The sequence below is a fragment of the Vibrio sp. A2-1 genome, from assembly GCF_021728355.1.
GTDB lineage: Bacteria > Pseudomonadota > Gammaproteobacteria > Enterobacterales > Vibrionaceae > Vibrio > Vibrio splendidus_K.
On record NZ_JAKKCO010000013.1, the window covers coordinates 24,015 to 38,859 of the forward strand.

The following is a 14,845-nucleotide window of genomic DNA, read 5'->3' on the forward strand; positions in this document are numbered from 1 at the left end:
GCCTAATTTTTTATGTGTTCTGCCATCATTGGCTGGATATTGCTCAATTGGAACAACGTTCGTAATTGTTCTGGCACGAAACTGAGCATTATATGACAGTTTTGATTTTTTGCATGCTCTAATAAGTGAATTAGCATCACCATTCCTGCTGAATCGACTCGATTTATATGGCTAAGGTCAATTTCAACGCTCGATTCCGTCGTTTGCCACTTTTCCAATATACGCCAGATTGCAGGGACACTGTCTCGGTCTATGTCACCGAGCAGCTGATACTCTTTAGAGCTTAGTGCTTGCCATTGAGAGTGGCTCATTATTTATTACTCTCAAAACGAATCGGTTGTGCTGCAAGTTTCTCTAATTCATCGGCAACTTGTAAAATGCCTTCTTGACGAATTTTAGTATTCCACTCTGATTGCTTGCTCGATAACAGGCTAATACCTTCAGCAACCATATCAAACGCCTTCCACTCGCCTGACTTCTTGTCTTTGCGTAGCTTAAATTCAAGCTTAATGTTTGGTCGCGGCGTATCTATGATACTAACCTTAATACTGGTAATACGGCTATCTGCTTTGATTTTTGGTTCTGGACCAAATTCAATCGTCTGATCCGAGTACTGAGTCAGTACTTGAGCGTAAGAAGAAACGAGGTATTTACGGAACGCATCGATAAATACACGTACGTCTTTTCTGTCCGCCCCTTTTAGGTTAGGTCCTAACAACTTAAGTGCCGCATATTGCGCGTTCACATAAGGCATCAATTCATCTTCCACAATGACCTTCAATAACTCAGGATCTTGCTGGATATTCTCTTGCTCGCTCTTTAAACGATCAAATGCCACTTCAGCAACTTGCGTCATCATCTGATAAGGCTGAGTGCGATCAATCGATTCTGCAGCAAAAACTTGAGCAGAAATAAGTGAAGCCATTGCTACCATAAACATTGATTTCAAGTAACCGATAACTTTGAAGTGACTAATAGTTTTCAACATCATCTTATTCCTTAACTTCGCTGTCATCAGAGCCACCAACGCTATACAGCACTTGGCCAATCAAATCTTCTAGTACTAATGCTGACTTGGTGTCTTCAATAGAATCACCATCAACCAACATCTCTTCATCATCAAAAATGAAGCCAGGAACCAGACTGATGTACTGCTCACCGATTAAGCCAGAAGTTAAGATTTGAGCACTAGAGGTATCTGGAAATTGTGAGTACTTCGCATCAATAGATAATTCAACGACAGGAAGGTAACTCTCGGTATCAAGCTCAATACTTTTAACTCGACCGACAACGACGCCACCCACCTTCACTGGAGAACGAACTTTTAAGCTACCAATGTTGTCAAAGGTCGCTTTTAGATTGTAAGTATGGTTCGAACCTAAGCCTTTTACGTCAGCGACTTGAAAGATCATGATTAAGATTGCGCAAATTCCGACAATAACAAAGGTGCCGACCCATAATTCTAATTTTCGAGTTTGTTGCATGATTAATTCCCAAACATCAATGCGGTAAGAACAAAATCTAGCCCTAATACCGCTAGAGAAGAGTGCACTACAGTGCGTGTGGTTGCCTGACTAATACCTTCTGAGGTCGGTACCGCATCATAACCATTAAAAAGTGCGATCCAAGTTACTGTGATAGCAAAGACCATACATTTGATAGTGCTGTTACCAATATCTCGGCCTAGCTCAACGGAAGACTGCATCGCAGACCAGAAACTACCGTGGTCAATGCCCTTCCAATCGACACCAACCAATTGAGCACCCCAAATCCCGACCGCCATAAAGATCATCGCGAGCAGTGGCATTGAAATAAGCCCGGCCCAAAGGCGTGGCGCAATAATGCGTTTAAGAGGATCGACGGCCATCATCTCAAGGCTAGAGATCTGTTCGGTTGCTTTCATTAAGCCGATCTCAGCCGTTAATGCTGAACCTGCGCGGCCTGCAAACAATAACGCAGTCACCACTGGGCCCAACTCACGTAACAGTGAAAGCGCGACCATTTGACCAAGGTTACCTTCAGCACCGTAGTCGATTAACACGACATAGCCTTGCAGGCTGAGCACCATGCCAATAAACAAACCCGAAACTAAAATGATAGCTAATGACTGAACACCAACGCTATAAAGTTGTTTAACGAATAAAGGGAAATTCTTTAGTCTCGGGATGCCAAACAAAGCCCCGAATAACATCAGGCTTGCTCGACCAAATGACTCACAGATCGCAAGTGTTCGCTTACCGACACCCGCAATAGCTTTAACAATCATATTAAAACAAATCCTCTTTTAAGCTCTTCGCAGGAAATCTAAACGGCACAGGGCCATCCGCGTCACCTTGCAAGAATTGCTGCACTCTCGGATCGCTGTTGTTGTACAACTCATCAGGTGCACCAGCAGCAATGATTTTTCCATCAGCCATCAGATAAACCCAATCGGCAATACTCATCACCTCAGGCACATCATGAGAAACGACAATAGAGGTTAAGCCCAAAGCTTGATTGAGATTACGGATCAGCTCAACCAAGACGCCCATGGTGATCGGGTCTTGGCCAACAAACGGCTCATCGTACATGATAAGTTCAGGATCCAATGCGATCGCACGAGCCAACGCAGCACGTCTCGCCATCCCACCAGACAATTCACTCGGCATCAATTGCGCAGCACCTCGTAACCCTACAGCTTCAAGCTTAAGTAACACGATGGTACGAATGAATTTTTCGTTAAGTTCAGTGTGCTCTCGCAGCGGAAACGCCACATTATCAAAGACATTAAGATCAGTAAAAAGTGCACCTGATTGGAAAAGCATGCTCATTTTCTTGCGGGCTTGATATAGCTTACGACGTGATAATGCAGGGATATTGTCGCCATCAAACCAAATGTCGCCCTCATCTGGCGGTAATTGTCCGCCAATCAAACGCAGCAAGGTCGTTTTACCGATCCCTGACGGGCCCATGATTGCGGTTATTTTTCCTTGAGGCACCTCTAAACTGATGTCATCAAAGATAACGCGCTCACCGCGTGAGAAGCTGAGGTTCTTAACTTTCACAAGCTCAGTGTTCAACATGTTTTTGTTGTTTCCTTGCTTTAAAATACGCCAATTATGGCTGCAATAATAATGAGTCTACTTTAGAATTAAAAGCACTGTTCAATTAATTCATATTAAACAGGAATCTATGCAGGGATTTGAAAGCCTTAGAAAATTATCTATTGAGCTCTCTTTCTTGCCTGCTAACTGGTAATTAATTTGCCGAGTGACTTCCCTTTTATCTAGCAACAGGTCAAAATTAGCGGTTAATTCTCCGTTTTTTATTAATTTTTTAGGAATCATCATGCTTGAAGCGATTGCGTTTCTTATTATCGGTCTAGGTTTTTTGGTGTGGAGTGCAGATAAGCTGGTTTACGGCGCCGCTGCTCTTGCTCGCAACTTTGGTATCTCACCATTAGTTATCGGTATGACGATTCTAGCAATGGGGTCTTCGGCTCCTGAAATGATGGTTTCAGCAACAGCTGCTCTTGATGGAAAAACAGATACGGCTGTAGGTAACGTTCTCGGTTCAAACATCGCCAACATCGCACTGATTTTGGGTATTACAGCGCTTATCAAACCGCTATCAATTAGCTCTGGTGTGATTCGCCGTGAACTACCATTGATGATTGGTGTCACTCTACTAGCGGGGGCTTTGTTGTGGGACAACCATTTAGGGTTCTACGAAGGCGTATTGTTGTTTGTTCTTTTTGCCGCATTCTTATTCGCAATGCTGCAAATCAGCCGCAGTGAGAAAAAGAACGGCGATGCCTTCCTTGAAGAACAAGAATCTGAAGTTCCTGAAGGCGTGAGCAACCCTAAAGCCGCAATGTGGGTGGTAGTTGGTCTGATAATTCTGCCTCTAGCTGCCAACATGTTGGTTGATAACGCCGTTGTTATCGCGAAATTCTTTGGCATGAGCGACCTTGTGATTGGTTTAACCATTATTGCCGTTGGTACAAGTCTGCCTGAGCTAGCAGCATCACTTGCTGGCGTAATGAAGGGTGAGGATGATATGGCCGTGGGTAATATCATTGGCTCGAACGTATTCAACATCCTTGCTGTTATGGGTATCCCTGGCATCCTCAACCCTTCAGTCTTGAGCGAGTTTGCGATGGGTCGTGATTTCTGGGTAATGCTAGGCGTATCGCTACTGCTTGTCGTCATGGCGCTAGGTAAATCACGTAGTGTGAATCGTATTGAAGGCGGTGTGTTAATTGTGACATTCGTGGCCTACCAAGCTTACCTACTTATGAACATGTCAGCTTAATTATTGATTTAACTTCCCGTACTTGGAGTATTTAATGTCTCAGTCATTCGATTATCGCAGTGTTGCAAAGCAAGTTTTGGAAACCGAAGTTGCAGGTCTTACTCAATTGGACCAATATTTTAATGATGACTTTTGCAAAGCTTGCGACCTTATCCTGAACAACAAAGGAAAAGTGGTTGTGATGGGCATGGGGAAATCTGGCCACATCGGCAAAAAAATCGCAGCAACACTAGCAAGTACTGGGACATCCGCCTTCTTCGTACACCCAGGGGAAGCTGCGCACGGTGACTTAGGAATGATCGGGGCTGGCGATGTTGTTATAGCAATATCCAACTCTGGCGAATCAGGTGAAATCCTCAGCTTATTCCCGGTATTGAAGCGTTTGAACATCAAGATTATCAGCATGACAGGTAAGCCAGCGTCAAACATGGCGACTTTGTCTGATATTCATTTACAAATATCAGTACCAGAAGAAGCGTGTCCACTTGGTCTTGCGCCAACAACCAGTACAACGGCTACCTTGGTGATGGGGGATGCATTAGCCGTCGCACTTTTACAAGCCAGAGGCTTTACTGCGCAAGATTTTGCTTTGTCCCACCCTGGCGGCGCTTTGGGTCGACAACTATTATTAAAGCTTGAAGATATCATGCATACGGGCGATGCACTCCCAGTGGTAGCACCGGAAGCGTTGGTACGAGACGCTCTTTTGGAGATATCTCAAAAAGGCTTGGGGATGACGGCAGTCGTGAGTGAAGACGGTCTAATGGCCGGTATTTTTACTGATGGTGATTTGCGCCGTATCCTAGACAAGCGCATCGATATCCATGACACGCAGATCGGCGACGTGATGACGCTAAATCCGACGGTAGCAGAACCAAACATGCTCGCGGTTGAGGGTTTGAACTTGATGCAAGCTAAGAGCATCAATGGCCTAATGCTGTGCCATGAAGGCAAACTAGTCGGAGCGTTAAACATGCATGACTTACTGAAAGCAGGAGTAATGTAATGACACAGACAGTCGAAACTCTATACGGCACGGTAGATTCAAAAGTGTTTGCCGTAGCAAAAGAGATCAAATTGCTTATTTGCGATGTCGATGGCGTATTCTCAGATGGTCGCATCTACATGGGCAACAACGGTGAAGAACTGAAAACCTTCCACACTCGTGATGGCTATGGCATTAAGTCACTGATGAGCGCCGGTATCGAAATTGCAATCATCACTGGCCGTAAATCTCAAATTGTAGAGAATCGAATGACCGCTCTCGGTATTAAGCTTATTTACCAAGGTCAGGATGATAAAGTTAAGGCCTATCAAGATATTTGCGATAAACTTTCAGTGAACCCTGAAAATACGGGCTACATCGGAGACGATCTGATCGACTGGCCTGTGATGGAAAAAGTTGGCTTGAAGGTATGTGTAGCAGATGGTCATCCACTACTTGCAAAGCGTGCAAATTACGTGACAACCATTAACGGTGGTCACGGCGCGGTACGTGAAGTTTGCGACCTTATTTTACAAGCAAGAAATGAACTCGACGTGCATAAAGGTTTAAGCATATGAGTTTTACTCGTATTATCTATTTAATACTCATATTTATTGCCTCTTGGTCGACCTATTACTTGTACGACAAAGAGCAAACATCAACGATACAAGTGGCTCCAAATTTGGAGCTGCCCGCGTTTAGTGGCAAAAGTCTAAACAACATTAGCTATGACGAAAGCGGTATTCGTAGCTATCAGGTTGAATCGACGTATTTAGAGCACTACTCAGTGGTTGGCGATACGCACTTTCAAAACCCGGTTCTTTCGGTATTCCGAGAAGGGCACACGATTGAATGGCAAGTCACCGCTGATCGCGCGATTATGGATGAGAATCAAGTTGTCACGTTTTATGACAACGTCGTGGCAAAGAACCTGTTGCCAGAAGCTAGCTTCGATACTATGACCACAGATAAAATGGTTGTTGAGCTGCCTAGCCGAGATTTTTATTCAGAGACTCCGGTCCATATGATCGGTACATTGTTTGAAACTGAGGGACAAGCAATGAAAGGTAACTTCGGTACCAACAATGCAACCCTCTTTAATTCTGTTCAAGGTAGATATGAAACTCTTACACCTTAGTTTATTCGCTTTGACCCTTGCGGCGCCTAATGTCTATGCCCTTTCTTCGGATAGCGAGCAACCTGTCTACATTGACTCAGACAGCCAGCAATTGGATATGAAAAGTAACCAAGTGACTTTCCTTGGTGATGTAAACCTTAAGCAAGGCAGCATCAATATCAATGCCGATAAGGTTATTGTTACCCGCAACGCCGTAAACGGTGAGATTGAAGAAATTCAAGGCTTCGGTAAGCCAGCGACCTTCTCTCAACTGACTGACGACGGGAAGACACTCTACGGTGAAGCTGACGACTTACATTACCAGCTTGTTGCCGACAAATTGATCATGACTAAGAATGCAATGCTATCTCAAGATGGCAGCATCATTCGTGGCTCTAAGATCACCTACCAGATCGGCTCTCAAAAATTAGTCGCTGACAGTGGTGAAAACAAACGAGTGTCAACGGTTTTACAACCAACGGAAGTGAATAAGTAACGATGGCTGTTCTTAAAGCAAAAAACCTAGCGAAAACCTACAGCAAGCGCAAAGTTGTTACCGATGTAAGCTTGCAGGTAGAGTCAGGCCAGATCGTTGGTCTGCTTGGCCCTAACGGTGCGGGGAAAACGACCTCTTTCTATATGATAGTTGGCCTGGTTGCGCGTGATGAAGGTACTATCAGCATTGACGACCGTGACATCAGTATCTTGCCAATGCACAGTCGTTCTCGTCTTGGTATCGGTTACCTACCGCAAGAAGCATCGATTTTCCGTAAGTTGTCTGTTGAGAACAACATCATGGCCGTTTTACAAACCCGTGATGAAATGACTAACGAACAGCGCCAAGATAAGCTGGAAGACCTTCTAGAAGAGTTCCACATCCAACATATCCGCACCAGTAATGGTATGGCTCTGTCAGGTGGTGAGCGTCGTCGTGTGGAGATTGCTCGAGCTCTAGCAGCAAACCCGCAATTCATTCTGCTGGATGAACCGTTTGCCGGTGTTGACCCGATCTCAGTTATCGATATCAAGAAAATCATTGTTCACCTACGTGATCGCGGATTGGGCGTTTTGATTACCGATCACAACGTTCGTGAAACATTAGATGTGTGTGAAAAAGCTTACATCGTAAGCCAAGGGCACCTGATCGCTGAGGGTACTCCTGAAGATGTTCTCAATAACGAACAAGTTAAACAAGTTTATCTAGGCGAACAATTCCGTCTATGATTATATAGAGAGTATCGAGAGTTCTAAGAATAATAACTAGGTAAGTCACACTGAATGAAACCCTCATTACAACTTAAGCTAGGCCAACAGTTAGCAATGACTCCTCAATTGCAGCAAGCGATTCGTTTGTTGCAACTGTCTACTTTAGATTTGCAGCAAGAGATTCAAGAAGCACTTGAATCTAATCCACTACTCGATGTCGAAGAAGGCAATGAAGATACGCCTACATCGGAAGAGAAACCTAGCAGTGACGAGAAAGAAACAGTTGAAGCCACAGAGCAAGATTTACCTGATAGCTCAGATTTAATCGAAAAATCAGAAATTGGCAACGAACTAGAGATCGACACAACTTGGGAAGATGTCTACAGCGCAAACACAGGTAACACTGGTATTGCGATTGATGACGACATGCCTGTTTATCAAGGCGAAACGACTCAAAGCCTACACGACTACCTACTTTGGCAACTCGACCTAACACCATTCTCTGAAACTGACCGAAGCATTGCTTTCGCGCTGATTGATGCCATTGATGACTATGGCTACCTCACCGTATCTTGTGAAGATATCCTTGAAAACTTCGATAGCGAAGAAGTAGAGCTTGATGAGATTGAAGCCGTCCGCAAACGAGTTCAGCAGTTTGACCCGCTGGGTGTCGGTTCAGTGAACCTACAAGATTGCTTGTTACTGCAACTGGCAACCTTTCCCCAGGATACCCCTTGGCTTAACGAAGCTAAGTTAGTACTTACTAGCCACATCGACCAACTCGGTAACCGCGATTACAAATTAGTCATCAAAGAAACCAAGCTAAAAGAAGCGGAACTACGTGAGGTTCTGCAACTGATTCAGCAACTGGATCCTCGACCTGGCAGTAAGATTACACCGGACGAAACTGAATATGTAGTTCCAGACGTAACGGTGTTCAAAGATCTTGGAAAGTGGTTAGTCACCATTAACCCTGATAGTGTCCCTAAGCTGAAAGTAAATCAGCAATATGCCGCTCTTGGTAGCAAGGGCAGCAGTGCAGACAACCAATTCATTCGCTCAAATTTGCAAGAAGCAAAATGGCTAATCAAAAGCTTAGAAAGCCGAAATGAGACGCTACTCAAAGTTGCGCGATGCATTGTTGAACATCAGCGTGATTTCTTCGAACATGGCGAAGAAGCGATGAAGCCAATGGTTCTGAATGATGTTGCGTTAGCCGTTGATATGCACGAATCCACGATCTCTCGTGTGACGACTCAAAAATTCATGCACACGCCACGTGGCATCTTCGAACTCAAATACTTTTTCTCAAGCCATGTCAGCACTGACAATGGCGGTGAATGTTCATCTACAGCAATTCGCGCACTGATTAAGAAGCTTGTCGCAGCGGAAAATACCGCGAAGCCTCTAAGTGATAGTAAGATTGCTGCTTTACTGGCTGACCAAGGAATTCAGGTAGCTAGACGTACCATAGCGAAATACCGTGAGTCTCTGGGCATTGCCCCATCGAGTCAGCGTAAACGCCTGCTATAAGCTAATTTAGTTAGCTATTTAGTTAACTATTAATTTGGTTATAACCTGGCAACCAACTGAAAAGGAAAGTCTATGCAAATCAATATTCAAGGCCATCACGTTGATCTTACCGATTCAATGCAAGACTATGTTCGCACTAAATTCGACAAACTTGAGCGCTTCTTTGATCATATCAATAGCGTTCAGGTTGTTTTAAAAGTTGAGAAAATCAATCAAATCGCGGAAGCTACCCTGCATATAAATCAGGGGGAAATCCATGCGACAGCAACTGATGAAAGCATGTATGCCGCGATTGATTCATTGGTTGATAAACTCGTCCGCCAACTCAACAAGCACAAAGAAAAGCTAAGTAGTCACTAACATGCAATTAAGCGAAGTACTTTCATTGGACTGCACCAAAAGTGCAGTCCAATGCACAAGCAAAAAAAGAGCCCTTGAGCTCATCAGTCAGATCGCTGCAGAAAGCTGTGGTCAAGATTCAACAGAACTGTTTGAGTGCATGTTGAGCCGTGAAAAAATGGGCAGTACTGGTATTGGTAATGGCATCGCTATTCCTCATGCTCGTATGAATGTCAGTGATAAAGCGATAGCTGTATTACTGCAATGCCAAGACCCAATCGAATTTGATGCGATTGATAATCGTCCTGTCGACCTACTATTTGCCCTGCTTGTTCCAAGTGAACAGTGCAAGGAGCATCTAAAAACCCTTTCATGTATGGCAGAACGACTTAACGACAAGCAGACTCTTAAACAGTTGCGTAATGCTCAAAGCGATCAAGAGCTTTACGACATCATGATCCAAGTGCCAACTTGCGAGCAATAACATGCGATTAATCGTTGTGAGTGGCCAATCTGGGGCCGGTAAAAGTGTTGCGTTACGAGTCCTTGAAGACTTGGGGTATTACTGTGTTGATAATCTTCCAGTAAACCTGCTAAGCGACTTCGTCGAATCGGTACGCGAGATCAATCAAAATGTCGCTGTTAGCATTGATATTCGCAACCTACCGAAAGAACCGCAGTTAGTTACAGAGACACTAGAACAACTAGAAGCCGCCACTGATATTGATGTGAACGTTTTGTTCCTAGACGCAAGTAAGCAAACGCTACTCAAACGCTACAGCGAAACACGCAGAATCCACCCTTTATCGATCGGCCAAGAAAAGTTATCTCTTGAGCAAGCGATTGATTTAGAAAAGACACTCCTAACACCTCTCGCAGAACAAGCCAGCATTGTGATTGACAGCAGTGACTGCAACCTCTACGAATTGAGCGAAAAGGTTCGATTTAAAGTTGAAGGCAAAGAGAAGCAAGAGCTGATCATTGTCTTTCAATCTTTCGGTTTCAAATACGGACTACCAAGTGATGCTGACTATGTGTTTGATGTTCGCTTTTTGCCAAACCCTCACTGGGAACCAGCACTACGACCATTAACGGGTCTTGACGCACCCATTCACTCTTTTCTTGAAAAACACTCAGAAGTTCTTGAACTCAAGCAGCAAATTCAAGGCTTTGTTGAGCAGTGGTTGCCAATGTTAGAGAAGAATAATCGCAGTTATCTAACGGTCGCGATTGGTTGTACTGGCGGTAAACACCGCTCGGTTTACCTAACTCAGAAAATTGGTGAATACTTCGAACAACTTGGCCATCAAGTTCAAATCAGACACGCCTCCCTAGAGAAGCACCAACAGGGCTAACCATGGAATTAACTCGAACTGTACTGATCCAAAATCGCTTGGGTCTTCACGCTAGAGCAGCCGTAAAATTGGTTGAGCTTGCACAAAGCTTTGATGCAACCATCACTATCCATAGTGAAGAAGATAAAACGGCAACAGCAGACAGTGTAATGGGGCTACTTATGCTGGAGTCGGCGCAAGGGCAACACATCACCATCCAAGCCGCAGGCACCGATTCTCAGCAAGCGCTTGATGCCGTTTGTCACCTAATTGAAGACCGGTTTGATGAGGGCGAGTAGCAAAAACGCTTCACTCACAACATCTAAAACTCAAACCACGCATCAACCAATATTAATTCTTAGTTCTACCTAAGTTAATGATTTAAATAAGCCCCAGAATTAAGTTACTATTCCAAGCATTGTTAGAATAATGAGATAGGAGGAAAATATGGCAGAGCAATTAGAATTCGACCAAGCTCACCAAACCCTCCAAGAAGTCAGCGAAGCCCTAGAAAACGGCCGATTTGTTCACGTACGCCGACAACTTCAGGATATGGAACCTGAGGATATTGCACACCTTTTAGAAGCCTCCCCTCGCAAAAGTCGTGACGTACTCTGGCAACTCACCGATCCAGAAGACTACGGTGAAATTCTTGATGAGCTAAACGAAGACGTCAAAGATGCTCTTGTGTCAAAAATGGCACCAGAAACCTTGGCAGAAGCAACCGAAGGTATGGAAACCGATGACGTCGCGTACGTACTTCGAAGCCTGCCCGACGATGTTTCTCGAGAAGTCCTTTCCCAAATGGACTCTGTCGATCGTGCATTAGTAGAAACCGCCCTTTCGTACCCAGAAGATTCAGCGGGTGCGTTAATGAACACCGACGTAATCACGATCCGCGGTGATGTCGATGTTGAGGTCGTACTGCGTTATTTACGTATGCGTGGTGAATTACCTGACGCTACCGATGCGTTATATGTTATCGATGACGACGAACGCCTCATTGGTAACCTATCGCTCAGCACACTGATTACAACCCAGCCTGATGTGTCTGTTTCAGAAGTGATGGAAGATGCCGACGAAGCGATCGCCGTTGAAACCAGTGCCTCTGATATCGCCAGCCTGTTCGAACGTCGTAACTGGGTGTCAGCTCCTGTTGTCGATGTAAATCAACACCTTGTAGGTCGTATCACGATCGATGATGTGGTTGATGTCATTCGTGAAGATGCTGAACACTCGATGATGAGTATGGCGGGTATGGATGATGATGAAGATACCTTCGCGCCGGTCGTAAAATCCGCTCGTCGTCGTAGTGTATGGCTAGGCGCAAACGTTTTGGCAGCACTCGCGGCAGCGTCTGTGTCTAATATGTTTGAGGCGACACTGAATGAGATGGCCGCGATTGCCGTTTTGATGACTATCGTACCTTCCATGGGTGGTGTTGCAGGTAACCAAACCGTCGCTCTAGTGATTCGTGGTTTAGCGCTTGGTCACATTGGTGACAGTAACAAACGCGAACTACTACTCAAAGAAGCCTCTATCGGCTTCCTTAACGGCATTCTATGGGCCGTTATCATTGGCGGTATAGTGGTTGCTTGGAAAGGCAATTGGATCTTAGGAGGTATCATCTCAGCAGCGATGATGACAAACTTGATTGTCGCGGGTATTGCCGGTGTAACCATTCCTGTGATGCTGAAGAAGATGAATATCGACCCTGCCCTTGCAGGCGGTATGGCTCTGACCACGGTGACTGATGTGATTGGCCTATCGGTGTTCTTAGGCTTAGCCACGATACTTATCTAACTCATACTTATCTCGTGTGAATAAACAGATAGCCTATTCTAAGACGAGATGCTGAATACAAAAAGGGAGCCAGAGGCTCCCTTTTTAATATGTCAGATTTACGCTTCAGGTTTGAGCTTCAGATTTAAACTAAAGCCAATTAAGCAAATTACTCACCCGCGACTTTCATCGATTCAAGCAGGATAGAACCGGTTTGAATTTGTGAACGAGTTTCAACGTCGTTACCTACAGCTACAATCTGAGTGAACATATCTTTTAGATTGCCCGCGATCGTCACTTCCGATACTGGGTATTGGATCTCTCCGTTCTCAACCCAGAAACCTGCAGCACCACGAGAGTAATCACCTGTCACGGTATTCACGCCTTGCCCCATCACTTCAGTCACAAGGAAGCCTGTGCCTAACTCTTTTAGCATTTGCTCAAAGTTTTGACCGGTCGATTTAACGAACCAGTTATGAATACCACCCGCATGACCTGTTGGTGTCATATCCATTTTACGTGCGGCGTAGCTCGTTAGCAGGTAAGTTGCTAACACACCATCGGTGATAATTTCACGATCTTGAGTGAACACACCTTCGCTATCGAATGGGCTTGAAGCCAAACCACGTAAGATATGGGGACGCTCAGAGATATTGAACCAATCTGGCAAAATTTTCTGACCTAGATGATCCAGTAAAAACGAAGACTTACGGTAAAGGTTACCACCGCTAATTGCCATCACAAGGTGGCCAATTAGACCTGTAGCGACATCGTTCGCGAACATAATTGGATATTGGCCTGTTGGTAGCTTTTTAGCATCCAAACGGCTGATGGTTTTTTCTGCCGCTTCTTGACCAACACGCTCAGGCGCCCATAGCTCATCACGATGACGTGCAACGGTGTAGCTGTAGTCACGTTCCATTTCACCATTAGCGCCTTGTCCAATCACACAGCAGCTCGTGCTATGGCGACTTGAGGCGTAGCTTGCTAGTAAGCCATGGCTGTTACCATAAACCTTAACACCATAGTGACTGTCGTAGCTTGCACCATCACTTTGCTTGATCTTGTCGCTATAAGCTAGCGCTTGCTTCTCAGCAGCAATCGCAATCTCAGCAGCATAGTCAGGGTTTGGTTCATCAGGGTGGAAAAGGTCCAAATCTGGAATTTCTTTTACCATGTATTCTTTTGCGGCAGGACCTGCAAATGGGTCTTCAGAAGTGTACTGAGCGATATCAAGCGCAGCCGCTACTGTTTGAGCAATTGCCTTTTCACTCAGATCAGATGTAGATGCGCTGCCTTTTTTCTGGCCGCGGTAAACAGTAATACCTAGAGCACCATCACTATTAAATTCAACGTTCTCCACTTCACACATACGTGTTGAAACACTTAAACCCGTTGACTTAGTAATAGCGACCTCAGCTGCGTCTGCACTCACTGATGCCATATCCAACGCTTTAGCTACTGCGGCTTCTAGCTCAACTCTTTGCTGGGCGACTTGCTGTTTTACATCCATATCTATTCTAATTTTTTAGGTCAATATTAGGTAGGATAACAAGAATTTCGCTTTCTCCCCAAGATTCTTGCTAAAATAGGCAATATATTCGTTTGAGATAGTGATATAGGCAGAAAAGATGGCTCGCAAAAACCAAAAAGCCCCATGGGAACCAGAAGAAGAAATCATCTGGGTAAGTAAGACAGAAATGAAAACGGACATGGATGCCCTGCAAAAGCTGGGAGAAGAGCTTGTTGAACTAAAGCCTTCTATTCTTGATAAGTTCCCTTTGTCTGAAGACCTGGCACAAGCGATTAAAGATGCACAACGCTTTAAAAATGAAGCAAAGCGCCGTCAGCTTCAATACATTGGTAAAGTAATGCGCAATGTAGATCCAGAGCCAATTCAAGCGGCTTTAGATAAAATTCGCAACAAACACTCTCAAGCAACAGTTGAACTACACAAACTAGAACAACTGCGTGACCGCGTTGTTGCAGAAGGCGATGCTGCCATTTCTGACGTTATGGAAATGTACCCTGAAGCAGACCGTCAACGTCTTCGTCAGCTAGCTCGCCAAGCTAACAAAGAGAAATCAGCGAACAAGCCAGCGAAGTCTTCTCGCGAGATCTTCCAAATCTTAAAAGAGCTAAAGCAAGGCGACTAATCTTAGTCTCCCTTTGCTCAGAAAGATAATAAAAGACCTAGCACATGCTAGGTCTTTTTTTTTCGACTTACTCAATGTCAAAGCCCACAAGACCAATACT

Annotated in this window: 19 protein-coding genes; 13 read left to right on the plus strand and 6 right to left on the minus strand. The window is 44.7% G+C overall.

What is annotated here, in order from left to right:
- Positions 1–2 precede the first annotated feature (2 nt).
- The 5 genes from L3V33_RS22060 to mlaF are packed head-to-tail and all read right to left on the minus strand — an operon-like array spanning position 3 to position 3,062.
- On the minus strand, positions 3–311 hold the full coding sequence (locus L3V33_RS22060) for a lipid asymmetry maintenance protein MlaB (protein WP_004735315.1): 309 nt from the start codon (positions 309–311) through the stop codon (positions 3–5).
- Entirely contained in the window at positions 311–940 is a 630-nt protein-coding gene (locus L3V33_RS22065; RefSeq protein ID WP_237291209.1) for a phospholipid-binding protein MlaC, read from the minus strand. Before L3V33_RS22065 ends, L3V33_RS22060 begins: the two co-directional genes overlap by 1 nt.
- Positions 941–992: 52 nt before the next feature.
- Positions 993–1,484, minus strand: coding sequence for an outer membrane lipid asymmetry maintenance protein MlaD (mlaD, locus tag L3V33_RS22070; protein ID WP_054548285.1), 492 nt, complete (start codon positions 1,482–1,484; stop codon positions 993–995).
- A 2-nt stretch (positions 1,485–1,486) separates the two neighbouring features.
- The gene (mlaE, locus tag L3V33_RS22075; RefSeq protein ID WP_004735312.1) at positions 1,487–2,266 is read right to left on the minus strand and encodes a lipid asymmetry maintenance ABC transporter permease subunit MlaE; all 780 of its coding nucleotides are present in this window, start codon (positions 2,264–2,266) and stop codon (positions 1,487–1,489) included.
- A 1-nt stretch (position 2,267) separates the two neighbouring features.
- Positions 2,268–3,062 (minus strand): phospholipid ABC transporter ATP-binding protein MlaF, encoded by a 795-nt coding sequence (gene mlaF, locus L3V33_RS22080; RefSeq protein WP_146456656.1) that lies wholly within the window; start codon positions 3,060–3,062, stop codon positions 2,268–2,270.
- Positions 3,063–3,327: 265 nt separating this feature from the next.
- Between mlaF and L3V33_RS22085 the strand changes: the two genes are divergently transcribed.
- From L3V33_RS22085 to mgtE, 12 genes are all read left to right on the plus strand, one after another.
- Entirely contained in the window at positions 3,328–4,293 is a 966-nt protein-coding gene (locus tag L3V33_RS22085; protein ID WP_004735309.1) for a calcium/sodium antiporter, read from the plus strand.
- Positions 4,294–4,327: 34 nt separating this feature from the next.
- Positions 4,328–5,299 carry a KpsF/GutQ family sugar-phosphate isomerase gene (locus tag L3V33_RS22090; RefSeq protein WP_054548283.1) on the plus strand — a complete coding sequence of 324 codons (972 nt, stop codon included), beginning with the start codon at positions 4,328–4,330 and terminating at the stop codon, positions 5,297–5,299.
- Positions 5,299–5,856: a 3-deoxy-manno-octulosonate-8-phosphatase KdsC gene (gene kdsC, locus L3V33_RS22095; protein WP_171330763.1), complete on the plus strand. Its 558-nt coding sequence runs from the start codon at positions 5,299–5,301 to the stop codon at positions 5,854–5,856. The genes L3V33_RS22090 and kdsC overlap by 1 nt, the downstream gene beginning before the upstream one ends.
- Positions 5,853–6,416, plus strand: coding sequence for an LPS export ABC transporter periplasmic protein LptC (gene lptC, locus L3V33_RS22100; protein WP_102442585.1), 564 nt, complete (start codon positions 5,853–5,855; stop codon positions 6,414–6,416). The genes kdsC and lptC overlap by 4 nt, the downstream gene beginning before the upstream one ends.
- Positions 6,397–6,891, plus strand: coding sequence for a lipopolysaccharide transport periplasmic protein LptA (gene lptA, locus L3V33_RS22105; protein WP_004735305.1), 495 nt, complete (start codon positions 6,397–6,399; stop codon positions 6,889–6,891). Before lptC ends, lptA begins: the two co-directional genes overlap by 20 nt.
- Positions 6,892–6,893: 2 nt before the next feature.
- Entirely contained in the window at positions 6,894–7,619 is a 726-nt protein-coding gene (gene lptB, locus L3V33_RS22110) for an LPS export ABC transporter ATP-binding protein (protein WP_004735304.1), read from the plus strand.
- A 54-nt stretch (positions 7,620–7,673) separates the two neighbouring features.
- Positions 7,674–9,134, plus strand: coding sequence for an RNA polymerase factor sigma-54 (locus L3V33_RS22115; RefSeq protein WP_004735303.1), 1,461 nt, complete (start codon positions 7,674–7,676; stop codon positions 9,132–9,134).
- Between the two features lie 72 nt (positions 9,135–9,206).
- The gene (gene hpf, locus L3V33_RS22120) at positions 9,207–9,494 is read left to right on the plus strand and encodes a ribosome hibernation promoting factor (RefSeq protein ID WP_004735302.1); all 288 of its coding nucleotides are present in this window, start codon (positions 9,207–9,209) and stop codon (positions 9,492–9,494) included.
- 1 nt (position 9,495) lies between these two features.
- Positions 9,496–9,957 (plus strand): PTS IIA-like nitrogen regulatory protein PtsN, encoded by a 462-nt coding sequence (gene ptsN / locus L3V33_RS22125; protein WP_004738707.1) that lies wholly within the window; start codon positions 9,496–9,498, stop codon positions 9,955–9,957.
- Between the two features lies 1 nt (position 9,958).
- Positions 9,959–10,828: an RNase adapter RapZ gene (gene rapZ / locus L3V33_RS22130; protein WP_004735300.1), complete on the plus strand. Its 870-nt coding sequence runs from the start codon at positions 9,959–9,961 to the stop codon at positions 10,826–10,828.
- A 2-nt stretch (positions 10,829–10,830) separates the two neighbouring features.
- Positions 10,831–11,106, plus strand: coding sequence for an HPr family phosphocarrier protein (locus L3V33_RS22135; protein WP_004735299.1), 276 nt, complete (start codon positions 10,831–10,833; stop codon positions 11,104–11,106).
- Between the two features lie 148 nt (positions 11,107–11,254).
- Positions 11,255–12,610 (plus strand): magnesium transporter, encoded by a 1,356-nt coding sequence (gene mgtE / locus L3V33_RS22140; protein WP_004735298.1) that lies wholly within the window; start codon positions 11,255–11,257, stop codon positions 12,608–12,610.
- A 148-nt stretch (positions 12,611–12,758) separates the two neighbouring features.
- On the opposite strand, the gene pmbA is transcribed toward mgtE, so the two are convergent.
- A complete protein-coding gene (pmbA, locus tag L3V33_RS22145) occupies positions 12,759–14,102 on the minus strand; it encodes a metalloprotease PmbA (RefSeq protein WP_017086694.1) in 1,344 nt (447 codons plus the stop codon).
- A gap of 118 nt (positions 14,103–14,220) precedes the next feature.
- On the opposite strand from pmbA, the gene yjgA reads away from it, so the two are divergent.
- Positions 14,221–14,745, plus strand: a complete 525-nt coding sequence (gene yjgA, locus L3V33_RS22150) for a ribosome biogenesis factor YjgA (RefSeq protein ID WP_017083748.1) — start codon at positions 14,221–14,223, stop codon at positions 14,743–14,745.
- Positions 14,746–14,845: the final 100 nt, after the last annotated feature.